This is a genomic window from Aquamicrobium terrae (genome assembly GCF_052978165.1).
Genome location: NZ_JBRKLZ010000002.1, coordinates 1048388 through 1072038 on the forward strand (window position 1 = coordinate 1048388; position 23651 = coordinate 1072038).

Consider the following 23651-nt stretch of genomic DNA (forward strand, 5'->3'; position numbering starts at 1 on the left):
CTTTGATCTACCCTCGCGAAGGCTGCTTCTCGACATTCAGAGGTGCCCTGCCCCATTCGTATCGTGTCCATTCCCATTCTTCTCGCGGCTCGATCACGGAGAGGGTCTCAGGTTCATGGATGGCTTCGCCCGGCCAGCCGGGAAGGCGAGCCAGCCATTCTTGATTATAGACCGTATCCGCGTGTCGGAAGCCTTCATCGGGCATGATGACCGCAACGGTAGCATCAGGGTGAGTACAGGCGACCCAGGCGCCGACAAGGGCAGATGCGCCGCTTGTCGGTCCCTGGAAAATACCATGGTTTCGCAGCAGCACATGTGCGGAATGATATGCGGCATAGGCGCCAACCCAATGAACCTCGTCGATCAGGTGATGTCTGACGTTAGCGGGAATGACGCTGTTCCCCAGACCACGCAACATGCGCTTGCCCACCGGTTGGCCGAACAGCACACTGCGATGGGTATCGACAGCTGCAATCTTCAAGTGTGGGTAGAGCTGCCGCAGGAAAGTACCCGTTCCGCATAGAGAGCCGCCTGTTCCGATGCAGCCGACCAGCCAGTCAATTTGGCCTGTGGACCTCACAAGCAGTTCTGCCAGCCGGGCGTATGACAGCCAGTTTCCAGGGCTGTCATACTGTCGCGTCCAGAATGTGCCGGGCTCATCCTCCATGGCTTGCTTGAGGTATGCCAACCTGCCCGGTTGATTCCCGTCTCCTTTCTCGTCCTCCAGCACCACGACATTTGCCCCGAGCAGTTCAAGGCGGCGCTTGTAAGGCTTATCGATCAAGGTTTCTGCCGTCACCAGCGTGAGCCGGTAGCTCCGCGCGGCAGCGAGAAGCGCCATTGCCATACCGAATGTGCCGGAGGTCGTTTCTATGATGTGGTTACCGGCTTTCAGTTCGCCGGACTTCTGTGCCTGATCGAGAATGAAACGAGCCGGCAACAGCTTCATCAGAGGAAATGCGGCAGCAACGATATTCGGGCCAAGCTGCGCAAGCCGGGGCGTTTCCAATGCACGGAAATAGTCAATGTTGAAGGACATGGATGCCCCCTGCCCCGTTCACAGAAAAAACGCCGATGTCCTGAAAACCGACATCGCTCAATTTTTTCGAGATCGTGCGAATGAGGGAAGTCAGGCCAGCAGACCCGGGATCCAGCAGAAGCCCGAATAAAGATCCGCTGTGAGCAACCTGAATGCCGAGCGCTTGATGGTGGTCGGCAAGTTCGATCACATAGTCGAAAGACGGTTTTGGGAGATGCCGTTGGCTGATACGGGCGCTCAGTGTCGCGGCACGGCCGAGAAGACGGGGATCCTGATGGCGGACCGCTCGGGCCACCAACCCGCGCAAGACGCGGAACAGCTGGATTTCCTCGAGGCTGTATCGCGCGGGAGGCAGCTCAAGCGTACTGACACCGCCAGTTCCATCTGCCTTGAAGCCGACAAGGACGAATGGCGGCAACGAGCCGCCAAAATGCTCGAGAACCTCGCCTTCTCGCTGTGCAAAAAGCAGGGCCTCAGTTTCAAATGCGGTCGCATCGGATGCAGTTTCGGCGGCGACTGCCAGGCGACTAACCGAAGCTGGTGGAAGCGTTGTTCCCAACGCCGCAGCGGCTGCCCGGATCGACGCGACGACATCCGCCGTCGACGAACCATAGCCGTGCCCTATCGGAATGTCGCTCTTGACGCGAAGCCGCCCGCCTGCCCTCGGCTGCCCCAGTTTTCTCAGCGTCAGACGGGTTGCGCGTAGCGCCTTTGTCTTTTCGCGAGGCTCGACGCTGAGGTTTTTACCCTCATCGACAATGAACTGGGCCGTCGAACGGAGACCATCCAGCGGAATTGTGACAAGACCCCGATGCAAACGTCCCAGCTCGTCTTCGAATACACCCTGGATCAGCTCGCCATGGTGCCCGATCGCGTGCCCTTCTCCCCGCGCACCAACTAGAGACAAATTCGGTCTGGATACTTCTTCGACGGTCGTCACGGGTTTATCTCCGAACGGAAGCGTTCGGTCAAAAATGGACGAACCGTCAGTTCGTATCACTTCCTGTAATTTGGTATTGACGGGCCGAAGCTCGACGAGGTGGCTCGTGGCCGAAAATTTGGCTTGTTAGCGGAATGAGCTTCAAGAAGCGTGTTTTCAGAACGATGGAGAAGCTGTTCGGGCTGCCATGTGACCGGATTGCCGCTCAGCTAACTTCGATGTGACAAATCACGTGATGAATCAGCTACATCAACAGAGAAGTTCGAGATGTTGCCAATTTGTTGCAGAGCGGAACACGTGAGCACATCAGGTCATCACTGAAAGTCGTCTTTGAAGGTGTGGAGCGCTTTTCATGCTTGGCCACGGGAAAAGAGCAAGATCCCCCTCTCCCGGCTGACTGCAGACCTGACATCAGGATTTAAGCTTGTTTGATGTCGCAGCCGTTTGAGTAGACAAGCCAATCTCCATAAGGCGACGCACTGCTTCCGATCTGCTGGGAAGATCAGATTGTGTCCGACGCCATTCATCAACGCGCGCAAGCAATTCCATTGAGAGCCGTAGCTCGAATCGCTCAGTTTTCGGTTCGGCAGGGTTTATCTCGTTTGACAACAGCGATGTCCGTAATGTACGGTATGTACGTAATGATTTGGTTTGCAGCCACTTTGCGTGCGGCAACACGCTCGGTGGCTTGACCAAAACCCAAGCTTGTAGGGAGCTCGGATCGTGATTGATTCCGACAATACCACCTCTTTGCCTCTCGTCATCCAGCCAGATTCCTTAAACGGACAAAGCTGCGGTCGTTGGAGAGCGATGGCTAACAGCTATTGCGCTAGGATGGCGATTTGGTCGGTGGCAGGGCAATTGTAAGCAGACGACGTACTGCTTCCGATCTGCTGGGAAGATCAGGTTGTACCCGACGCCATTCATCAACGCGTGTAAGCAATTCGCTAGAGAGCCGCAGCTCAAATCGTTCTTTTCTAAGCTCTGGAGAATTAGACACGTCTGACAATCGAAACGTCCAAAATATGAGGTAATTACCTAACTGGCAGGCAGCCACTTGGTATGCGGCAACACACCAAGTGGCCTAACCAAAAACCCAAGCTGTAGGGAGCTCGGATCATGGCTGATTCCGACCATAGCATTTCTTTGCCTTTCGTCACCCATCGACAAGGGCCGAAGATTACCGTGGCTTCCCGCAGTACGCCAGCGGAACCGAACCCTGCGTCCCAAACAGGCAAAACCGATATGCCGGACCCGGTTTTGGCGCTGGCGGATCGCTGGCGCGATGCGCATGCGCGGGCCCTTGCGCTGTGCCGGCGCCAGCAGCGGCTGGAAAGCAGGATCGCGCGGAGGGCGGGCTCTCTGCCCACTTCCTGCTCTGAAGAGGTTTTGGGGAATACGCGCCGGGAGCAAGCCGACCTTGACCTTGGCTATTCGAGGGCGAAGGCGGCGGAGGAACGCTTCGCCGGGGAGACGGCCCGGCTCCTTGAGGAACTGGCGCGGACGCCGGCCCACTCGATGGGCGGCGTGGTGGCCAAGCTGGAGGTCCTGCTGCTGGAGAGCGAGGCCGGCGATGCGCCGTCCGACTTTCCGTGGCCGCATCTGCGTTCGGTGCTGGCGGACCTGCGGCGCCTGACCGGTGCTGAGGCTTCTTTGCAGCGGGGCCCGTCGTAAGGGCATCAGGGACAGTCGCAGCCGGATCGCTGGCCGTGCAAACCAGACCTTCGCTCGCAAGGGCCCGAAGCGACCTCTGGAACAAAGTTTCACAAAAATGGGAGGAAGAACATGACGTCTCGATTGAGCCCGCGCCGGGCAATATTGGCCAGGGGGTTGGGTGTGGTGCTGGGTGTCGCCGCACTGGGGGCCGCCGGCCAGGCGGCGTTTGCCGAAACCGCGAAGGACCGCATCCTGCGCGAGGGCAGGATCGTGGTCGGCATCCACAACCGCGCCCCCTGGGGCTATCGCGACGAGGCGACGGGCGAGGCAACGGGCTGGCATCCCGACCTGCTGAAGGCGGCTTTCGCCGATCTCGGCGTGAAGGAGATCGACATCAGGGTGACCGAGTTCGGCGCCCTCATTCCCGGCCTGCTGGCGGGACGCTTCGATGTGGTGGCGTCAGGCCTGTCCATCACCCCGGAGCGGTGTAGGCAGGTCGCATTCGGCAGGCCCGACCTGAAGGAACTGGATGCCGCACTGGTGCTGCCCGGCAACCCGAAGGACATCCACGGTTACCGCGATATCGTCGACAACCCCGACATCGTCATGGGCGCCGGGCGCGGCAGCGTGGTCGTGCGCAATGCGCTGGCGGCCGGCGTGCCGAACGAGCGCATGCTTCTGTTTCCCGACATCCAGTCGAACGTGGCCGCCCTGCGCGCCGGCCGGGTCGATGTTGCCCTGCTTTCCCTGCCGACCGTGCTCGGTCTCCTGAAGGACGGCAGCGCCCGTGACGTGGAGCGGGCGGATCCGTTCGTCATCGCCGACGAGCAGGCCAACTACGCCGCCGTGGCCTTTCGCAAGCAGGACGAGGACCTGAAGGCGCTCTATGACGAGAAATTCACGGCATTGAAGCAGGACGGAACGGTCGCCGGGCTTATGAAGAAGTACGGCTTTGCCGAGGATGCGACCGTCCCCGACACCGTCACCACCGACCGGATCTGCGGCAACGGCAAGGACGGGGCCGGCGAATGAGCATGTTCGACATCTGGTCCGGCATCCTTTCAGGGTTCCGGGTCACGGCCTCCGTCACCCTTTACGGGCTGGTCTTCGCGGTTCCCTTCGGCCTTGTGTTGGGGATCGCCCAATATCTGACGACCGGCTTTGCCCGCTTCCTCGTCACGTCCATGATCGAATTCTGGCGCAGTTCTGCGGTCGTCATCCTTCTGTTCGTCTTCTACTACGCGCTCCCCGTGGTCGGGGTCACCCTGTCCGCCATGACCGTGGGGGCCATGGTTCTGGGCCTCAACACCGCGGGCTACGCCAGCCAGGCCGTGCGGGCGGGATTGCAGGCGCTCGATCGCGGCCAGAAGGAGGCGGGACAGGCGCTCGGCCTGTCGCGTGCGACCATCCTCCTGCTCATCGAGTTGCCGCAGGCGCTGCTGGCCATGAGCCCGACCTTCATCAACCTCGTCATCCAGCTGGTCAAGGCGACATCGCTGGTCTCGCTGATCACGCTGACCGACATGACCTTCCGGGCCAAGGAAATCGCCCAGGTCGAGTATGACCCGGTTCCCGTCTACCTCGCCCTGCTGCTGTCCTATTTCATGGTCTGCTATCCGATCGCCCTTCTGGGACGATGGGCGGAGCGGTGGGTGACGCCGGTCAGGGAGGCGGGTCGTGGGATTTGACGTCGGCTTTGCCCTGGCGAGCGTGCCGGCGATCCTGGGCGCCATCGGCATGACCCTGCTGGTGGCGGTCGCGAGCTCTCTCGGCGCCGCCGTCCTTGGCTTCTGCCTCGAGATCGTGCGGCGCAGGGGCGGCCTTGTCGGCCTCCTCGTGCGCTTCCTCATCGACTTCATCCGGGCGACGCCGGTGCTGGTGTGGCTCTATTGCCTGTACTTCATCCTGCCCTTCCACGGGGTGCGGCTGAGTGCGCTGACGGTCGGCATTGCCGGTCTCAGCCTCTATTACAGCGGCTATCTGGCCGAGGTCTTCAAGGCCGGCATCGACGCCATCGCCAGGGGCCAGCAGGAGGCGGCAAGGGCGCTGGGCCTCGGCCGGCTCGATACGGTCGTCTTCGTCATCGCGCCGCAGATGCTGCGCAACATCGCAGCGCCCATGGGCAACTACTTCGTCTCGATCCTCAAGGCCACGCCCTATCTGGCGGTTCTGGCCGTCCCCGAAATGCTCGGGGCGGCCTTCGACATCGCCTCCGACACCTATCGCTATGCCGAGCCGCTCACCGTGGCCGGCATCGTCTTCCTGGCGCTGGCCCTGGCCATCTCGCAGGGCGTCAGATGGCTGGAGAAGCGCCTCGCCGTTTCCACGGCGCGATGAGCATCTCCCGAAGAATGGCCGCCATGAACCTTCGCTTTCAGAAAGACCCGCTTTGCATGCAAGACCCCCGACAGACCCCGGCCGTCGAGATCGACGCGCTTCACAAATGGTACGGCACCTTCCATGTCCTGAAGGGCATCGACCTCAGGGTCGCGCACGGTTCCCGCATCGTCATCTGCGGCCCGTCCGGCTCGGGCAAGTCCACCCTGATCCGCTGCATCAACGGTCTGGAGGCGTATCGGCAGGGAACCGTAGTGCTGGACGGGACGAAGCTCGGAGAAGATGCCGTGCAAACCGCGCTGGCCCGCCGGCAGACCGGCATGGTGTTCCAGAACTTCAACCTGTTTCCGCATCTGAGCGTGCTTGCCAACTGCACCCTGGCCTTGCGCCGGGTGGCCGGCATGGCGCGCACCGAGGCCGAGGCCGTGGCCCGTCACTATCTCGAGAAGGTCCGCATTCCCGAGCAGGCCTCCAAATATCCCGCACAACTGTCGGGTGGCCAGCAGCAGCGGGTGGCGATCGCAAGGGCGCTGTGCATGAGCCCGCGCCTGATGCTGTTCGACGAGCCGACCTCGGCGCTCGATCCGGAGATGATCCGCGAGGTGCTCGACGTCATGACCGAGCTGGCCCATGACGGCATGACCATGATCTGCGTCACCCACGAGATGGGCTTTGCCCGCGAGGTGGCCGACGCGGTCGTGTTCATGGATCGGGGCGCGATCGTGGAGCGGGCCGAACCCGCCACCTTCTTCTCGGCGCCGAGCCATCCGCGGGCCCGCGACTTCCTCGGCACCCTGCTGCATTGACAGGAAGGCTGTATCGACATGGAGGCTGCGATGCCGGCGGGCGAAACGCACATGTGGACGACCCTCGACCTCGAACGGGACGGCAAACAGCATGGCTTTGTGCGGCTGCCCTTCTCGAGCGACCTTTCCGCCTATGGCACAATCCCGATCCCCATCGCCTGCATCAGGAACGGGGACGGGCCGACGGCGCTGCTGGTCGCCGGCAGCCACGGGGACGAATATGAGGGCCAGATCGCGCTCGGCAAGCTGGCGCGACGGATCGAGCCGGGCGAGGTGCGCGGCCGCATCGTTGTCCTGCCTGCCCTGAATTACCCCGCCGTGGCCGCCGGCCGGCGGCTGTCGCCGCTCGACGAGGGCAATCTGAACCGCCTGTTTCCGGGCAAGGCCAACGGCACGCCGACCCAGATGATCGCCCACTACGTCGTCTCGGTGCTTCTGCCCCTGTCCGATCTCGTCATCGACCTGCACTCTGGCGGAAGGTCGCTGGCCTATTATCCCTGCTGCCTGATCCGGGACGGCGGGATCGCGACTGAGACGGCGCGCCTTGTCGAGCTCATGCAAATCTTCGGCGCGCCCGTCGGCTCCATCAGCGACGGCGCAGGCGGCGGTGCCTCGACGACGCTGTCGGCGGCGGCCCAGGCCTGCGGCGTTCCCGCGCTCACGGCGGAGCTGGGTGGTGGCGGCAGCTTCTCGCCCAAAGGCGAAGCCATCGCCACCCAGGGGCTCTGCCGTGTTCTCAGGCATGTCGGCATCCTGCCGAACGCACAAACCGAACCGCCGCCGCCCGTGCGCCTGATGCGGGTCGAAGGCAGGGACGCGTTCGTCTACGCGCCCTGTCGCGGCATCTTCGAGCCCTGCGTCGAGATCGGTGACAGCGTTCACCCAGGCCAGTGCGCGGGCGCCATCCATCCCATCGACGGCCCGCATCGGCCCCCACAAGCCATAAACTTCACCAGACCCGGCCTCGTCGCCTGCCGCCGCTTCCCAGCCCTCACAAACCCCGGAGACTGCCTGTTCAAATTGCTCTCGGATGTAGAACGGACGTAAGGCGAAACATTTATAGCCCGTAGCATCGAGTGGAGGTGGCAGTCAGAGGATAACGGTGGCAACCGCGCTCGTGAAATCCATCGCAAAGAGGTGGTGATGAGGTCGGTAATATCTGGCGACGCTCTTCAGTATGTCCAGAAAGGCGTCATTTTCCATCTCCAGGCGTGAGTTATCAGCACGGCAGGGCGATCATGCGGCCGGTTCGGGGATGAACGCTCACTGCCATTTCGACCCCGTAGATGCATTGCAGCATATCGGCTGACATAACCGTCTCAGGCGATCCGGTCACGACGAGATCGCCCGAATGAAGCGCGACGATTTCGTCGCAGAAGCGTGCGGCCATGTTGATGTCGTGCAGCACGATGACAACACTGAGGCCATTTAGTCTCGACAGATGGCGCACGAGTTTCAGAATCTCCACCTGATGGGCGACGTCCAGTGCGGAGATGGGCTCGTCCAGCAACATGCAGCCCGCGTCCTGCGCGATGAGCATTGCGATCCAGGCCCGCTGTCGCTCGCCTCCTGAAAGCGTATCGACCAGCCGATCGGCCAGGGTTTCCAGCCCCGTCAGTTTGATCGCCCTCTCCACCTTCGCGCGGTCGGTTGACCCGAAACGCCCCAGCGCGCCATGCCACGGATAGCGCCCCAGCGCCACCAGTTCCTTCACGAGCAATCCGCCGGCGGCTGGTATCTGCTGCGGCAGATAGGCGAGCACGCGGGCAAAATCGCGAGCACTCCACGCGCGAAGAGGCATTCCCTCGAAGTGGATCGCACCACCGGAAGCGGCCTGCTGGCGCGCCAGGATCTTCAGAAGCGTAGATTTGCCTGATCCGTTCTGCCCGATCAGCCCGATGACCTTGCCGGAAGGTAGCACGGTCGTTAGCGGGGCGAGCAGCGTCCGTCCCGCAACCGAAAACGAAACACTCTCAAGCTTGAACAGAGGCCGGGTTCTGATGGAGGCGGTCACACGCATTCACTCTCCATGATCGTAGGTGCCCTCGACCATGCCGCGCTTCCAGTAGTTCAGGATATAGGTCCCACTTGCCGGCAGGGCGCATTCCTTTCTGGCAAAGGCGCGGATGTCTCGGGAGACGGAGGCTTCCGCGCCAACCCATACGAAGCTGCGGCTGATTTCCTGCGGGCCCAGCGCACGAACCGCCGCCGGCAGTACGTCTCCTGACCACGGCTCCAGCGGCGCGTGCAGCCAGCGTAGTCTCATCCGCTCCGGCAGACGGAGCGGCTGCTCTTCCACCTGGTCCGGCACCATGACGATCACATCGCCTTGCGCGTCCTCGGGCAGATGATCGAGGATAAACGCGATGGCCGGCAGCGCGGTATGGTCGCCGGCCAGCACGTAGCGCTCTGGTTCCTCTTCGAGGATGCGCGCATGCGGCCGCCACAGGCCGATCTCCTCGCCGACCGACGCCCGTTCGGCCCAGGCCGACGCGACGCCTTCGCCGTGCAGCACGAAATCGATATCCATGCTGTTTTCCGCATGGTCGAAACGACGCACGCTGTAGGTGCGCACAGCCGGCCGCTGCTCGGGCGGGGGATAGACCGCGTGACCCTTGTCATCGACCGTCGGCCAGCCCGGCTCTTTGCAGTCCTTGCGGGGGATCAGCGCATGGACATGCGGCCCGAGCGAACGTGGCGAGCAATCGAAACGCGAGAGATCGTCCACCTGCACGGTCACGCGCTGCATGTGGGGTGTCACGCGTCGTGTGCGCAGCACCCTTGCGACGCGGAAGTTCTCGGGTCTCGCCAAATCTTGGTTTTGTACGGTCATGACTGTCGTCTCAGCAAGAATAGGAAAAGGGGGCCTGCGAGGAACGAGGCGAACAGGCCGGCGGGGATCTGGTAGGGAAAGATCAAGCTGCGGCCCAGCCAGTCCGCCGCGACCATGATTGAGGCCCCGGCGAGGATGCTGGCGGCAAGATGCGCGACCGGCCGCTGGAAGCCCGCCAGCCGCGCCATGTGCGGGGCAAGCAGGCCGACGAAGGTGAGCGGGCCGACTGTCAGCGTCGCAGTCGCGGTGAGGCCGGCGGTCAGCAGCAGCAGTCCCGTCCGCGTGCGGTTCACCCGCATGCCCAGCGCGTGCGAGACGCCTACGCCCAGCGGCAGGATTTCGAGCGGCCTTGCCGCCAGCGGCAGCAGTGCCAGAAGCAGGCAGCCGACCAATGCCGTCACGAGCGCGCGGCTCCCCGTCATGGCGTAGGTCGAGCCCGCCATCCAGCCGAGCAGCGTCGCCATGCGCGGGTCGCCGCTCGCCATCAACACCGCAGCCAGCGCGCTGAGCATCGTTCCAAAGGCGATGCCGACCAGAAGCAGCTTGTCCGGCGCAAAACCACTCCGCGCGCCGACTGCCAGTATGAAGGCGAAAGCAAGGGCCGCGCCGGCTGTGGTGGCCGCCAGTTGCCAGAACTGCGAGGGCGCCGCCATCAGGAACAGGAGCACGATCAGCCCCAGCGCGGCGCCCGACGATATCCCCAGTATTTCGGGGCTTCCCAATGGGTTCGACGTCGTCCGCTGAATGAGGACGCCGGCTGCGGCGAGCATGCCGCCCGCCATGAAGGACGCCAGCACGCGCGGCCAGCGCCAGGGCAGCATCTCGGCGAGCTCCGGGCCCGCGAACCACGACCAGCCATGCGGCGTGCGGCCCAGCATGAGCGCGCACGAGATGACGAGCACCGCGACCGCGCATCCGGCGACAAGCATGGGCACCGGCCGCGCGAGCCTTGCCTGTCCCTCGACAGACTGCGTCGCCGGAACGCTCGCCGCGCGCATGCGCGGCAGAAGCCACAGGAGAAGCGGCGCACCGATCAGCGCGGTGGCCGCGCCGGTCGGTATCTCGCGCGCGAAGGGTGCGAGCTGCACCAGTTGGTCAGTGAGGCAAAGCAGGCCGGCCCCGATCGGCGGAGCGGCCGCGAACTGGGCGGAGAGTGTTCGCGTTCCGGCAGCGCGCGCGATCGCCGGTGCGGCAAGCCCGATGAAGGCGATCATCCCGACGGCGCTGACGATGCTCGCCGACAGAGCCGTTGCGAGCGCCAGCGCCGCGAGCCGCACAGCCGGCACCTTGACGCCCAGCGCATGCGCGCCTTCGTCGCCGATGACGAGAAGCGCAAGCGGCCTCCCCAGTATCACGACGCAGACCGCGGCGAGAGCGAGACGTCCCGACAGCGTCCACGCGGCGTCCCAGCCGTTCTGCACCAGCGAACCTGATCCCCAGAGAAAGACGCCGGTCAGGTAATGCTGGTTGAAGAGGACGAGAACGCCGGCCGCCGCGCCGGCATAAAGGCTCACGAACACGCCCGCCACGATCATGCGCGTCGGGGAGAGCACCCGGCTCCAGCCGATGGCGGCCACCAGCAGGATCGCGGCAAGCGCGCCGAGGAAGGCGATGCCTTCCGCGCGCAGCGTATCCGCGATGGACGGAAACCAGAGGGTGGCGACGACGAGCGCAAGCTGCGCCCCGGCCGAAACGCCGAGCGTGGCCGGCTCGGCCAAGGGGTTGCGCAGCACGTTCTGGAAGACGACCCCGGCAAGTGCGAGGCCGGCCCCGGCGAGAAGGCCGACCACGATGCGCGGCAACAGGCTCTGCCGCGCCAACAGGATCGACATATCGGCCGCCGCCGGGTCGGCCAGCAGGCCCGGCCAATCGGCCGGTGCCACGAGCCGGGAGAGCGCGACGCCGGAAAGTCCGGCTGCCGCCAGCAGCAGCGCCAGAGCGATCATCATGGCGGCGCGCACCGGCGAGCCATCCGTACGCGCGACTGCATCAGCCCGCATCGAGCGCTCCCCGGTCCAGCAGGCTTTCCAGAATGCCCGCGAAGCGATCGGCGGTCGGCAGGGCGCCGTACATTTCGAGATAGGGGATCGAGACGATGCGCCCCTCCTTCACGAAAGGCAGCATCTTCCAGATCGCGCTTGCATCCAGCGCCTTGAGAGCGGTCCGCGTCACCGGGCTTTCGATATAGATGAAGGCCGCTTCCCGCTTTTCCGTCAGCTTGTCGATTCCCAGGCTGGCAATGCCCCAGGGAGAGCTTTGGCCGCCGAATGCGTTGCGCATGCCGATGCGTCGCAGCACATCGTCAAAAAGGCTGTTGCGGCCGTAGAGGATGACGTGACGGCCGTCCAGCAGCGGACTTGCGAGGTAGACGGGCCGCAGGCGCCGCGCGTGCACCATTTCCCCAAGGGTCGAAAGCCGCTCCTCGTGCGTGGCCAGAAACGCCTCAGCCTCAGCCTGCCGGCCCATCCGGTCGGCAATCCGTCTCAGGGCACCGGCGGCGGCCTCGTGGCTCGATCCGGGCCCGCCATAGACCGGCACGGAGAGCACGGGCGCGATCCGCTTCAAGAGCGCCGCCGGCGCGCCGATGCCGAACGAATTGACGAACAGGTCGGGCTTCAGGAACTGCAGCAGTTCCAGATTCGGCTCGTAGAAGAAGCCGATATCGAGGGAATTCCTCAGGGCCGCGATGTCGCCTTCGGCCTGCCGATAGCCTTCGAGGCCCGCGACGCCGAGCGGCTCCATGCCCAGTGTGACGAGCATCTCCGTCGACGGCGCATCGAGCGCCACGATGCGCCGTGCGGCGGGTAGGCCCGCCCGCGCCACGGGCATCCCGTATGCGAGCGCCGCCAGCGAGGCCAGGAATGCCCGCCTGCCGATACGCAAGCGCCCTTGCGCCTCCGCGCGATGGCCTACCATCGGTACTTCAGCGTGGCGCTGACCGTGCGGCCCTGGCCGTAGTAGCATTGCAGCGCGTTCTGGCACCAACCGACATATTTCTCGTTGAGCAGGTTGGTGGCGTTGACGCGCAGGTCCAGGCCCTCGAAATTCGGGTCGAGCTTGCCGAAGTCGTAGCTCAGCGCTGCATCGACAAGAACCTGGCCCCCGACCTCGAACTCGTTGGCGGCATCGCCGAACGACTTGCCCTGGTAGCGCAGGCCGCCGCCAAGGCCGAGGCCGGCGAGCGGCCCGTCCTCGACCTTGTAGTCGAGCCAAATCGACGCCTGGTGGTCGGGAACCATCACGAGCTCCTTACCGAGGAGGTATTCTGTTCCCGCATTGGTCTTCGTTATGACGGCATCCGTGTAGGCATAGGATGCAATGAGCGAAAGGGCTGGCGTCAATTCCGTCTTCGCCTCGAATTCCAGACCGCGCACGCGCGCTTCGCCGGCCTGCAACAGCCCGGTCCCCGTCGGATCCGGGTTCGGGGCGGTAACGTTCTTCTGGTTAAGATGAAACGCGGAGGCGGTGATGAATGTGCGGCCGTCGGGGCTCTCGTACTTGATGCCCGCCTCGATCTGCTCGCCCTCCAAGGGTTGCAGCGCTCCCCCGGTGGTCGAGAAGTTGTCGACCGGATCGAACGAGGTGGAGTAGGAGACATAGGGCGCAACGCCGTTGTCGAAACGGTAGACCAGCCCGACCTGGCCGGTCAGCGCTGTCTGATTGACGTCGAACGTTCCCGTAAAACTGTGAATGGAACTGGCGTCCACCCAGTCGTGGCGAAGGCCGGCGCTCACGATCCAGTTGTCCCAGCGCATCTGATCCTGGACGTAGAGCCCAGCCTGCCGGCGCTTCATGTTGTAGTCGAAGCGCGGGATGAGGGCAGGCGGTACGGCGCCGTAAACAGGGTCGTAGAGATCGAAGGTTCCGCCGTAGAGGTTGGAGGCGAAGCTGTAGCTGTCATCGAGATGGAGATAGTCGAGCCCCGCCAGCACGCTGTGCTCCACCGGACCGGTATCAAAGCTGCCAGTGAGGTTGGTGTCGACGGTAAAGCTGTCCGCCGCCGCAAGGCCTTGCGAGGCCACCCGGCTCAGATAGCGTTGCGTGGCATCGAGCATGAAGGCAGGGCTTGCCCGCGAGTCGACGTCGACGCTGTTGAACTGGAGGTTCTGGCGCACCGTCCAGCCGGTTTCGAAATGGTGCTGGAACTTGTAGCCGATCGAATATTGCTCGCGATCGAAGCCGTCGTGGCCGGGCTCACCGGCATAGCGGTTCACCGGCAGCTTGCCGTTGGGGTTAGGCAGCAGCGTGCCGGCCGCCGGCAGCGGCATGTAGTCGGAGATCGTGTCGTCCTGCTGGTAGTGTCCGAAGAGCGTGAAGGACGTCGCATCGGTCGGCTTCCAGGTGAAGGCCGGCGCGATGAAGGCGCGTTGGTCATAGCCGAATTCCACACGCCCGCCCGCATCGCGCGCAAGGCCGGTCAAGCGGTAAAGGAACTGCCCTTCCGGATCGATTGGCCCGGAGAAATCGAACATGCCCTGCACCCGGTCATGGCTCCCGCCCTGAATGGCGATCTCCCGCAGCGGGGTTTCCGTCGGCATCTTGCTGGTCAGGTTGATCAGGCCGCCCGGCAGGTTCTGGCCGTACATGACCGAGGACGGGCCCTTCAGCACGTCGATGCGCTCGAGACCGTAGGGTTCAATACGAAGGAAGGCAGAGCTGTAGGCACCATAGGGCAGCCGCGAGCCGTTGAGATTATAGCGAACGGAGAACCCGCGCGCCTGCAGCACGTCGTTGCGGCTGTCGCTGTCGCCGAAGGAGGCCACCACCCCCGGCGTATAGCGCGTCGCCTCCATCACGGTCTGGGAACCCTGCGCCTCGATCTGGTCCCGCGTGACCACGTTCACGGCTTGCGGCACCTCGACCAGCGGCGTGTCCGTCTTTGTTGCGGCGATGTCTCGCGAGGCGATATAGCCCTGGGTCTGTCCGTCTCCGGCCCCCTCGATGGTGATGGTATCGAGCACCATGGAGCCGTCGTCGGCGGTGCCGCCAGCTTCCGATACCTTCGTGATCGTAGCGCTATTCGGTCCGGTAAAGCGATAGCTGAGGCCGGTTCCCGCCAGAATTTGGCCAAGTGCCTCCCGCGCACCGAGGCTTCCCGATACACCCGAGGTGAGCAGGCCCTTTGTGATGGAGCTGTTGTAGAGCAGTTGCACGCCGCTCGTGGCGCCGAAGCGGGACAAGGCGGCATCGAGCGGGCCGGCCGGTATCGCATAGCTGACGGTCGTTTGCGCAGGAGCCGAAGCGGACATCATCGGCAAGGCGAAGAAGGAGATCGACGCCGCAAGTAGACCTGTCCTCCATTTGCGGGCCCGGTCGTTTCCACGCGTGCCCTGCTCCAGCGAAACAAAATCCATTCCAGTCCCCATCGGCAATTGCTGCCGAAAGGCAGCCTCTGTTGATAAGAACGATGGGGAATCGCGAACCCGAAATTTTTCCGAAAACTTTCGAGCTTTTTACATCAGCAGTACGATGCCGCCGACGAGGTTCACGGAACGGATTTGCAGCGCGTTCTCGAAATGAGCCAGTATCTCCTGCGGGCGATCGAGATGGAAAACGCCGGATATCCGTTGCGAGCCGAGCGTGTTACTTGCGAGCATCACCTTGCCGCGCCGGTGGCGGTTGAGATCGGCAACGACATCGGCGAGCGATCGGTCGTTGAAGACGAGCAGGCCCTTGCGCCAGGCGGCCGCCGTTTCGACTTCAGCCATCCCCTTTTGCCCGAGGCCCGCCGCCGAATAGACCACGCCTTCACCCTTCACGAGGGTGATGGACGTCAGACAGTCGACCTTGACGGTCCCCTGAATGCACTCCACAGATACATCCTTCACCGCATGTGCGACGGAAAGGGTGCCGGACGACAGTATGGAGCGCCCTTCCGCCGCCGAGACCACGAAGGGGCGCGGATCAGCGCCCTCGACCTCGAAAACAGCCGCGCCGGCAGTGAGCGAAAGATGCCGCGCATCCTCGGTATAGCCCATTACGAGGGCGGACTTGCCGTCGAGGACCGCCGTCGAACCGTCGGGCAGATCGATGCTCTTCTGTTCGCCGACCGCCGTCGTGTAGTCGGCGAGCAAGCCGTTGACAGACGGCAGGAAACCCAGGTCCGACATGATGAAGGCGGCCGCCGCTGCGCTGGCCGCCACCCCGCCAGCAGCCAGAAACGAACGGCGAGTGACGACCGGTACGGTATGGCGGCGCTCATTCTCCAATGCCGGACCGAGATTGTTCCACAGGCGGGCCGCTTCGCGAAACGCACGCTCATGTTCGCTGCTGCGGGCGCGCCAAGCTCGAAGTGCATCTCCGTCCTCGATGGTCGCCGTTCCGGAAGTCAGCCGGACGACCCAAGCAGTTGCTTCGCGTTTGAGGGCGTCGAAATCGCCGTCCAATGCCTGCTTCCTTCACAAAGCTGGGTTTCCGGCAAGGCGATCAGCAACCGTGCCTCCTGTAATCATTAAACGATGGAAAATCGAAAACCCGAAAATTTCAGCGTCGGTTTATTTGCTCAAGCCGCTCGGAGCAATACTCCAGTGCCTTTCGAAGGTCGTATTCTACGGTACGAACCGAAACACCCAGTTCGGAGGCGATGTCGACCTGAGTCTGCTGCTCGATGCGCGCCATGAGCAGGATATGTCTCTGCCTCTCAGGAAGTTCCTCCAAAATATGAGCCAAGAGGCGCATTTGCTCCCTATCTTCGGCAATCCGCTCCGGATCAGGGCGATCGTCGGGAACGGACAGCAGGTCGGCGACGGCATTGGACGATATATATCGCGTCCTGTTGCGAACATGATCGATCGCCAGGGATCGGGCGACGCTGTTGAGGTAGGGGACCGGCGCGCCAGCGGCAGCGGCGCCATTGCGCGCCAACTTGATCCACGCTTCCTGCGTCAAATCTTCCGCGTCTTGCCGCGATCCCGTCTTGCCCATCAGATAACGCTGGATGCGTGACCGACTGCGAAGAAAGGACGACAGAAGCTTCTCGTCGTTGGCACTCATCCTTCCCCTCGGGCAACGTCCTGAAAAGCGGTGCAGGCGCCTGTCGGGACCGCATCGATATAGATGATTACAATTATCATGTTTAATATTCAACGGGATTTGGTAGGGAAACCTGCGCGATAAGGCTCCGGTTCGAAAGCCACAGAGCTGTTGGTCGGCTACGATTTCGAGACGTTCAGCTTGAACTGCATCGAGCTGGAGGTTGATGCTTTCAATCGCCATCGGCGATCTTGCCCTCCGGCCTCAGGGTCATCGATCAGGGCCGGAAGATGCCGATGGCTACAAGGCAGATTGTCGAAAACAGGATGTGGACGCTTCGGCCGGATGGGATTGCGATCCAGCGCTAATCCTTGAGCTTGGCAAAACGATTCTCGATACGGTAATGCCAGCTGCAGATTATCTTAGTCGGCTGTGAAGAACGCTGAAATTGCCTTGATGTCGGGGACGCTGACGACGACGAGAACGCCTTCAACACGCTTATGATGCGAACTTAAGAGGCTTTTTCGGCAGGAACGTGGCGATGATCGCGGCAATCAGGCACAAAAGTTGTCTGAGCCACTTGAGCAGAAGCGAGAAGTTGTAGCCGACGGCGGCCAGAAGCGCGTTGACGGCATCGCCCTGCTTTCCGGCGAGATAATTGCGGTCCATGCGGTGCTCGTTCTTGAGGTGCCCGATGACAGGCTCGACGGCCGAGCGCCGTCGCATCTGGCGCTTGATGGAGGATGTGACGCGGCGCTTCTGACCGGCGGTGAAGACCCGGAATTTGTGGCTTTCCGGCGCATTGTGGCCGCGATATCCGGCATCGGCCAGGATGCGGGAAAGCTCGTTGCCGATGGTCTGCTCCATGTCGGGAATGACGGTCTCCAGCGTGTGGCCGTCATAGGGATTGCCGGGCAAGGCCATGGCGTGCAGTGCGAACTGGCCGCCCTTCGAGCGGTGCAGCGTCGTGGCCACGGATACCTTGACGCCGAATTCGTAAGGCCTGTGCGCTTTACCCTTGCCGATGCATTCGACCTCGTCGGCGTGCAGGCTGTAAATCTTGCGGCCACGCTGGCGCTGCTTCTGCTCCAGGACGGTCTTCGCCTGATAGAGCGGCCAGAGGAAGATCGCCCGGAGTTGCTCGTCTCCGGCGATCTGGCGCTCGATGTCGCGAACCGTTCGCCCGAGATAGGTCTTCAGCTTGCGCAGCGCCTTGCCCGCCCGCTTGAACTGCTTGGCATGGGCGTAGCGCTGATGCTGGATCAGGGCGAATTTGCCGACCCGCACATAGGTCTGCCGCAGGTCCAGTCCGGCCTTCCTTGCCAGGCGCACCAGCCGCTCCCGCGCCCGATGGATGAGTTTGGCATCGGTCGGAAACATCACATTCTTCGGCTGAACGGTCGTGTCCACGATCACCTGCCGCGTATCGGCGGGCTTCATCGCACCGGTCTTGACCGCCACCGAAAGGCTTTCCTGCAACAGGGCCTTGATCCGTTTCTCGCCCATGCGCTGGCGCCAACGCGTCATCGATGAACGGTCGAAGGGCAACCGGTGCTGGAAGAATTCCTCGCCGCAGAAATATTGCCAGTACGGGCTATCGAGATAGCGGGCGCAGACCGCATCGTCCGACAGGTTGAACGTGTGCTTGAGGATCGCAAGCCCCGCCATCAGCCGGGTCGGCAAGGGCGGAAGGCCGCCGCCATCCTTGTAAACCTCGCCGAACCGCTCTTCCAGGAACCGCCAGTCGATCCTCTGTGCCAGGCGCACCAGTTCGTGCGTCATGTCGATCATCTGGTCGAGCCTCGAGCGGAAAAGGTCCTGCTCTCCCGTCTCGCGCCGTTCGATGGGCTTGGACATCATCGGCTCCCATTTGCCACATCAAACCCAGTGAATCAAACTTCTCCGCAGAGCGAAACCGAAATCTGATATCGCACGGAAACCGAGCCAAAAGCTGCCGTTTCTGGCAGAAGCTATTACTCAGAATCGCCAAATCTCATCAGAATATCAATGCGTTCCGGGTTCTTCACGGCCGACTATCTTATTCTGGTCGCAGGAACCTTGCAGCTGTAACTTGAGTGAACGCAAGCCTCAACAGGTAAGCTCATCTTTCCGGAAGTAGATCTCACTTGCAAGAAACCGCCCAGCTATCCGTCTGCATTGGACGACGATGTCAATGGCAGCCAATAACATCTGGCGAATGTCCGCTCTTTCTAAATCTCCACCTCCCTTGGACTCTTTAACAAGCAGCGTAAGCTGTTCGAATGCAAGAAGAGCGGAGTCAGCATGAACTGTCGTGATTGATCCGGGATGGCCAGAGTTTACGTTTCGTATGTAATAGAAGGCCGTCCCGTCGCGCAATTCCTGCAGGAGTATCCGGTCGGGACGCATGCGAAGGCTGGATTCGAGCAGCTCCTTCGCGCCGATCGGCGAGAGGCCTTGTTCTCCCTTCGAATAGTACAGCTGGACGTGGTTGGGCTGTGGAATGACGAGTTCGGGGGTATCTTCGATCGATATGATCCGCTCATCGACGGGAATATGCCGGATCAGCGCCTTCGACAGCGTCGTCTTCGCTGAGCCTGTGGCGCCCGATATTATGATGTTTTTCCGCGCGATGACCGCCTCACGCAGAAAATCCTTGTACGAGCCAGCTTCGTAGAGCGCGTTCAACTTCTGTGGACCCTCAAAGGCACCTCCTGCCACTCGACTGACTTCGCTGAAAAACCCCCTCTCCTCCAGATCATCGAGAGTAAGGTTCAACGATGAGGGCTTTCGGATCGTAATGCTGACAATCTCTGCGGCTGTAGCGGGCGGGATCACGATCTGGATGCGTTCTCCTCCCGGCAGCGTTGCCGAGAGGATAGGGCGTGTTTCATCGATGGACTGGTTGGAGAACGTCGCTACCGCCCGGGCAAGCCGCATCAGCTTTTCGAAGGTCAACTGAGGGACATCATGTACGCACCATCCGCCCGGCCCTTCGGTCAGGACTTTTCCGGGCTGATTGACGATCACTTCGTAGAGCGTTCTGTTTTCCAGAAATGGCGCGAACGGCGACAACAATTCCTGAACAACCGCCGCATCGGTTCCTTCGGCCATGCCGCGCCCTGTCCTACTTCGTTACGAGCTTCGAGTCCGGCGCAAAGTCCCCCAGCACCGCCCGGTCATAGACGCGGTTCCTCGGCTCGGTCACCCGAAGCCTGTAGACGCTTGAGAAATCGAGGTCGCGGGCAACGAAGATCGAGACGAGCTCACCTTGATGCTTGCTCAGGGTCGGTGGAATATTGATCGATTGCTCGACGGCGATCGCCGCGGCCTGTTGTCCGGCGCTGACAGCGCCCTGCGCGTCGACGTCGCTGTCCTGCAAACGCCTGCCGGCGTAACTCATGGCATCTCCAACGATGGAAAGCAGAAGTGCACTTCCGAACCGTTCCCGCCAATGGGTGTCAATGTAGCCGTCGACACCTGCTCGACCGAGCGCATCCGTCGTGGGCGACGCCAATGTCACGATGACGCCTTTAGGCGTCTTCGCCCGGTTCCACAGCACAAACAGACGTTTTTGACCCCGCTGCAACCCACCCCGATATTCACCGACGACCTGCGTGCCCTTTTCCATCAGAACAACGCGGCCATTGTCGGACAGCACATCACGATTGATCACGCAACTCACGAATCCCGGTTGATCCGAAGCCATGGCCGTTTCGAGCACGCAGGGGACCGATGTCCCCATGGCGACGATGAAGTTTCGATTGCCGAGCGTGCCCGCGCGTGAGCCTTCAAGGCGGGTCGGCTGGAGCAAGCCGTCAAATCGCTGAGCGTCGCTACTGGCTGTGTCCTGCCCACCCATCATCATGCCGTCGATCGGCACGAAATTGCTCTCGGGTGAGGTTGTTGGATCGCCAGCATTAGCGGGTGGCGCAGCCTGTTTGCCACCGCTGTAGACTATGACGGGTGCGCGACGAGCAGAATCCAGCAGTGGATCTTCCTCTTCCACGTCTTCAGCCACCACCGGCGTCGGCAGCGTCACCTCGGGTTCGGGTGGAGCGAGCTCTGTCCTTTCTCTGGCCGGTTCGAAGTCGGCTGTTTGCCGCAGCACCACCCGCTCCTGCCGGGGCGCCTCCGACGGCGTCTTGTCGCCGCTCATGGACCATAAGGCAAAAGAGACAAAGACAACGACTGCCAGCGCGACCGCACCCCGTTTCAAAACGGGATTGCCATCAATCTTCCTACCGACAACGGTTTCGGCACGCTCGCCGGGGATGCGGTCTTCATCTTCCTGAGCCATGGCAGTCTCCTATTGTGCCCTCGTGCCATCGGTTCGCGTAATGCGTTCGACCGATGGCGAGGTCGTCCCGGTCTCCGGATTGATACCGACACGGTCATAGGCTTCGTTGAAGACACAAAGCACGTCCCCTCCCCGGCGCAGGACGAATTTGCGGCTGACCGTGTGGACGAGCACCAGGTTGCCGTCGACGGATTTCGGGACCAGGCTCTCGCTACCGTCTGAATTCTCAATGTAGATGGCTGGCATTTCCTGATTGCCGACAAATGCGAAAGTTGTGATTTTGCCATTGTCGTAGACCGACTGCGGTTCGAGCGTCTGCGATCCTTGTGCCGAGTAACGCCAGTTCCGCGGTCCATAAGATTCATGGATTCTCAGCACATCGTCGGCGTCCTTTGCCTGTGCCGCCATGGCACGCGCCGCAGCCGCTTGCCGGCGTCGCTCGGCTTCATCGGCGGGATAGCGATATTTGACGTAGAAATAGGTATTCTGGCCAACCTCCACTGTGGCGTCTCGGACGGTCAATTCCATCTGATAGCTGCGGGTGGATCCGTCGCGACGCGCTGTTACGACGGAGATGTTCGTAACCGGCTGGTTTTCCCGGGGTTTGAGGAAGAGGATGTTGCCTGCCGGGGCCACCTCCCAGGCAACACTGTTGCCAAGGGCCACATGGGCGATTTCCTCGTCGGCCGCGAACTCGACTTGCACCGACGAACGTAGCGAGCCGATAATGCGGGTGATGTTGTAGGGCTGATAGTTGACGAAACGCACGCGGCTGTCCTGCGATGCGCCAGACGGGATTTCCAGGGCAATCGCTGACGAAACCGAGCCGGCGACGAAAAGAGCAAGTAATGCAGTAGTCCTTATCAATTGACCGTCTCCGGATCTGCCCGGTATTCGCTGACCGCGAACCCGAGCGGGTTCACAAGCCGGTCCGTCGAAGACATGGGGGCATTCACGTAAGCAAAAGTAAGCGTCGCGATCCAGTGCGACGTTCGGGTCTCCTCTCCGCGTGTGATGGTACGCATATAGCGAACGGAAACAACATTCGGGTTGATCAGTGAGATCGAAGCGATATTGATGCGCGCTGTCGCGCTACGCCCATAGGTGTTTTGCGGTGAATCCGGATTGCTGCCGCGATAAAGGGCGGAGAATCTGGTCTGCTCCGACTGGGTGGACAGCAGCGAAACCGCGCGGAAATTCTCCTGTGCCTCGCTCCAGACATAGCCTTCGCGTGCCCGGACATACTTTGCGGCAAAATATTTGGTAACGGCCTCGTCGTAGGTGCCGGGCGTCGAGGTCAGCGCCGAGACCACGTCGACAATACCGGTTGAGTTGTCCACGCGCACGACGAACGGTTCGACGGTTTTGAGCGGCGTTAAGCCGGCAACAGCGAAGATCGAGACACCGGCGAGGACGCCGGCAACAATGGCGACAGACCAGGCGATGCGCGCCGAACGCTCGACCTGGATCATGCGGTCCTGATCGAAGCGTCGGGCCTTGTCGAAATATGCCTTGAGTTCGTCCCTTGCGATCATTGCACTATTTTTTACAGGGCGGCGTTGAATCACTTGCTCCGAGATGAGCGAATGCTGCAGGACTACTGGCCTCTTCGGCATAGCTGGAAGCAGGCCCGGAAGTTGCAGATCCGGCATCGGAATGCTTTTGCCCGGGATTGCTGTTGCCCTCCCATTCCCACATGGCGCGATTGAGCGGCCGGCGTGAATAGCCATCGCATTTGGGAAGCGGGTAGCTCAATGCTGCGCAGCCGCTCAGCACTGCCGCCATGCAAAGCAGCGCAATCGTTCTGATCATTCGCGAATTGCCTTCTTATGGTTGTACAAGGGAGGGATCTCATGTGCCTGCATTGCGCGACATGAATGCCCGCCCAACGAAGCGGGAGCTTCGCCCCATCATCCGGGTCGCGTAGGAGGTTCCCCGCGCAAGCATGCCCTCATGCGCATCGCGCGCCATACTGTAACCATAGGCCAGAGAGGCACCACCGGACGATAAGGCCGAAGCAATGCCGGGAAGTTGATAAAAGACGTAGAGGGCAGCGATGCAGATAGCACACAACGCCACGGGACGCATCAGAACGTCGCTGTACGTGTCGATTACGGTGAACGTGGTGTCGATGCAACCTATCAAGAGGGAACCCACGGCGACGACAAGGACCTGAAGGATGACAAAGTTGGCAAGTTGCCCAATCCAGGCTTCGGTGAAACGCCGGGTCGACTGGAACATGGCTAGTGCCACGAAGATCGGCCCGATAGCCAGCACAATAGCGAGCGCCAGCCGGGCATAGAGCGAGACGATGTAACCGATTGCTGCGACAAGGAAACTCGCGCCGATCACCATCATTCCACCGACGCTGGTGACCAGGTCGACAGGCCAGGAAGCGCGAGACCAGATGGCCGTGGCGGAAGCCTGCCCTTTATCGAGCAGGCTGTCGAAGGTGGATGCGCTTGGGACGGCGCCGGTGTTCAGCGCCTGCGAGATTTCGCGCGGCAGGACGTCGAAAAAGATGTTCGTGACATAGATCTGGTACTCGCTGGCGTTCTTTACCAACATGACGATGATGGCGAGCTTGATCGCTTTATAAGCGAAGCCAAGAACCGGATCCTGCACAGATCCGCGTAGGACGAGATAGCCGTAGAGCACGACATAAAGGGTGATCGCTACGGTCAATGGACCGGCGGCCCATTCGGAGATGTTCGACGTTCCGTCGGAGATAAAGGTTTCAAGCGGCGACTTGAACTGCCCGTCAACGAAGGCGAACACCTCGTACATGA

General features: G+C 61.9%; 23 protein-coding genes. 7 read left to right on the top strand and 16 right to left on the bottom strand.

Annotation, left to right across the window (positions count from 1 at the left end; translation table 11 throughout):
- Positions 1-7 precede the first annotated feature (7 nt).
- Both ACVCNR_RS22105 and ACVCNR_RS22110 read right to left on the bottom strand, forming a co-directional pair.
- The gene (locus ACVCNR_RS22105) at positions 8-1039 is read right to left on the bottom strand and encodes a PLP-dependent cysteine synthase family protein (protein WP_447076524.1); all 1032 of its coding nucleotides are present in this window, start codon (positions 1037-1039) and stop codon (positions 8-10) included.
- Positions 1023-1979: a GHMP family kinase ATP-binding protein gene (locus tag ACVCNR_RS22110; RefSeq protein WP_447076525.1), complete on the bottom strand. Its 957-nt coding sequence runs from the start codon at positions 1977-1979 to the stop codon at positions 1023-1025. Before ACVCNR_RS22110 ends, ACVCNR_RS22105 begins: the two co-directional genes overlap by 17 nt.
- A gap of 1119 nt (positions 1980-3098) precedes the next feature.
- On the opposite strand from ACVCNR_RS22110, the gene ACVCNR_RS22115 reads away from it, so the two are divergent.
- The 6 genes from ACVCNR_RS22115 to ACVCNR_RS22140 all read left to right on the top strand — a co-directional run bounded on the left by ACVCNR_RS22115 (position 3099) and on the right by ACVCNR_RS22140 (position 7825).
- A complete protein-coding gene (locus tag ACVCNR_RS22115) occupies positions 3099-3653 on the top strand; it encodes a hypothetical protein (protein ID WP_447076526.1) in 555 nt (184 codons plus the stop codon).
- 111 nt (positions 3654-3764) lie between these two features.
- On the top strand, positions 3765-4667 hold the full coding sequence (gene ehuB, locus ACVCNR_RS22120; protein WP_447076527.1) for an ectoine/hydroxyectoine ABC transporter substrate-binding protein EhuB: 903 nt from the start codon (positions 3765-3767) through the stop codon (positions 4665-4667).
- On the top strand, positions 4664-5323 hold the full coding sequence (locus ACVCNR_RS22125) for an amino acid ABC transporter permease (protein WP_447076528.1): 660 nt from the start codon (positions 4664-4666) through the stop codon (positions 5321-5323). Before ehuB ends, ACVCNR_RS22125 begins: the two co-directional genes overlap by 4 nt.
- The gene (locus ACVCNR_RS22130; RefSeq protein ID WP_447076529.1) at positions 5313-5972 is read left to right on the top strand and encodes an amino acid ABC transporter permease; all 660 of its coding nucleotides are present in this window, start codon (positions 5313-5315) and stop codon (positions 5970-5972) included. The genes ACVCNR_RS22125 and ACVCNR_RS22130 overlap by 11 nt, the downstream gene beginning before the upstream one ends.
- Complete coding sequence (locus ACVCNR_RS22135) at positions 5969-6778, top strand: amino acid ABC transporter ATP-binding protein (protein WP_447076689.1); 810 nt, start codon at positions 5969-5971, stop codon at positions 6776-6778. Before ACVCNR_RS22130 ends, ACVCNR_RS22135 begins: the two co-directional genes overlap by 4 nt.
- A 30-nt stretch (positions 6779-6808) precedes the next feature.
- The gene (locus tag ACVCNR_RS22140; protein ID WP_447076530.1) at positions 6809-7825 is read left to right on the top strand and encodes a succinylglutamate desuccinylase/aspartoacylase family protein; all 1017 of its coding nucleotides are present in this window, start codon (positions 6809-6811) and stop codon (positions 7823-7825) included.
- 172 nt (positions 7826-7997) lie between these two features.
- Here the strand turns inward: ACVCNR_RS22140 and ACVCNR_RS22145 are convergent, their stop codons facing one another.
- The 7 genes from ACVCNR_RS22145 to ACVCNR_RS22175 form a co-directional block, all read right to left on the bottom strand.
- Positions 7998-8798, bottom strand: coding sequence for an ATP-binding cassette domain-containing protein (locus ACVCNR_RS22145; RefSeq protein WP_447076531.1), 801 nt, complete (start codon positions 8796-8798; stop codon positions 7998-8000).
- Complete coding sequence (locus ACVCNR_RS22150) at positions 8799-9611, bottom strand: siderophore-interacting protein (protein WP_447076532.1); 813 nt, start codon at positions 9609-9611, stop codon at positions 8799-8801. It lies immediately after the preceding gene.
- Positions 9608-11611, bottom strand: a complete 2004-nt coding sequence (gene fhuB, locus ACVCNR_RS22155) for a Fe(3+)-hydroxamate ABC transporter permease FhuB (protein WP_447076533.1) — start codon at positions 11609-11611, stop codon at positions 9608-9610. The genes ACVCNR_RS22150 and fhuB overlap by 4 nt, the downstream gene beginning before the upstream one ends.
- Positions 11601-12527, bottom strand: coding sequence for an ABC transporter substrate-binding protein (locus ACVCNR_RS22160; protein ID WP_354199830.1), 927 nt, complete (start codon positions 12525-12527; stop codon positions 11601-11603). Before ACVCNR_RS22160 ends, fhuB begins: the two co-directional genes overlap by 11 nt.
- Positions 12521-14965 (bottom strand): TonB-dependent siderophore receptor, encoded by a 2445-nt coding sequence (locus ACVCNR_RS22165; protein WP_447076534.1) that lies wholly within the window; start codon positions 14963-14965, stop codon positions 12521-12523. Before ACVCNR_RS22165 ends, ACVCNR_RS22160 begins: the two co-directional genes overlap by 7 nt.
- Positions 14966-15064: 99 nt before the next feature.
- The gene (locus ACVCNR_RS22170; RefSeq protein ID WP_447076535.1) at positions 15065-15997 is read right to left on the bottom strand and encodes a FecR family protein; all 933 of its coding nucleotides are present in this window, start codon (positions 15995-15997) and stop codon (positions 15065-15067) included.
- Positions 15998-16094: 97 nt separating this feature from the next.
- The gene (locus tag ACVCNR_RS22175; protein ID WP_447076536.1) at positions 16095-16604 is read right to left on the bottom strand and encodes an RNA polymerase sigma factor; all 510 of its coding nucleotides are present in this window, start codon (positions 16602-16604) and stop codon (positions 16095-16097) included.
- Between the two features lie 205 nt (positions 16605-16809).
- On the opposite strand from ACVCNR_RS22175, the gene ACVCNR_RS22180 reads away from it, so the two are divergent.
- Positions 16810-17019, top strand: a complete 210-nt coding sequence (locus ACVCNR_RS22180; protein WP_447076537.1) for a hypothetical protein — start codon at positions 16810-16812, stop codon at positions 17017-17019.
- A 62-nt stretch (positions 17020-17081) separates the two neighbouring features.
- Here ACVCNR_RS22180 and ACVCNR_RS22185 read toward each other — a convergent pair whose 3' ends face one another.
- The 7 genes from ACVCNR_RS22185 to ACVCNR_RS22215 all read right to left on the bottom strand — a co-directional run bounded on the left by ACVCNR_RS22185 (position 17082) and on the right by ACVCNR_RS22215 (position 23649).
- The gene (locus tag ACVCNR_RS22185; RefSeq protein WP_447076538.1) at positions 17082-18440 is read right to left on the bottom strand and encodes an IS5 family transposase; all 1359 of its coding nucleotides are present in this window, start codon (positions 18438-18440) and stop codon (positions 17082-17084) included.
- 231 nt (positions 18441-18671) lie between these two features.
- A complete protein-coding gene (virB11, locus tag ACVCNR_RS22190; protein ID WP_447076539.1) occupies positions 18672-19676 on the bottom strand; it encodes a P-type DNA transfer ATPase VirB11 in 1005 nt (334 codons plus the stop codon).
- 13 nt (positions 19677-19689) lie between these two features.
- Entirely contained in the window at positions 19690-20862 is a 1173-nt protein-coding gene (virB10, locus tag ACVCNR_RS22195; RefSeq protein ID WP_447076540.1) for a type IV secretion system protein VirB10, read from the bottom strand.
- Positions 20863-20871: 9 nt separating this feature from the next.
- The gene (gene virB9 / locus ACVCNR_RS22200) at positions 20872-21726 is read right to left on the bottom strand and encodes a P-type conjugative transfer protein VirB9 (RefSeq protein WP_447076690.1); all 855 of its coding nucleotides are present in this window, start codon (positions 21724-21726) and stop codon (positions 20872-20874) included.
- Positions 21726-22397, bottom strand: a complete 672-nt coding sequence (locus ACVCNR_RS22205; protein ID WP_447076541.1) for a VirB8 family type IV secretion system protein — start codon at positions 22395-22397, stop codon at positions 21726-21728. The genes virB9 and ACVCNR_RS22205 overlap by 1 nt, the downstream gene beginning before the upstream one ends.
- A 4-nt stretch (positions 22398-22401) precedes the next feature.
- Positions 22402-22674, bottom strand: coding sequence for a hypothetical protein (locus tag ACVCNR_RS22210; protein WP_447076542.1), 273 nt, complete (start codon positions 22672-22674; stop codon positions 22402-22404).
- Between the two features lie 39 nt (positions 22675-22713).
- Entirely contained in the window at positions 22714-23649 is a 936-nt protein-coding gene (locus tag ACVCNR_RS22215; RefSeq protein WP_447076543.1) for a TrbL/VirB6 family protein, read from the bottom strand.
- Between the last annotated feature and the right edge of the window lie 2 nt (positions 23650-23651).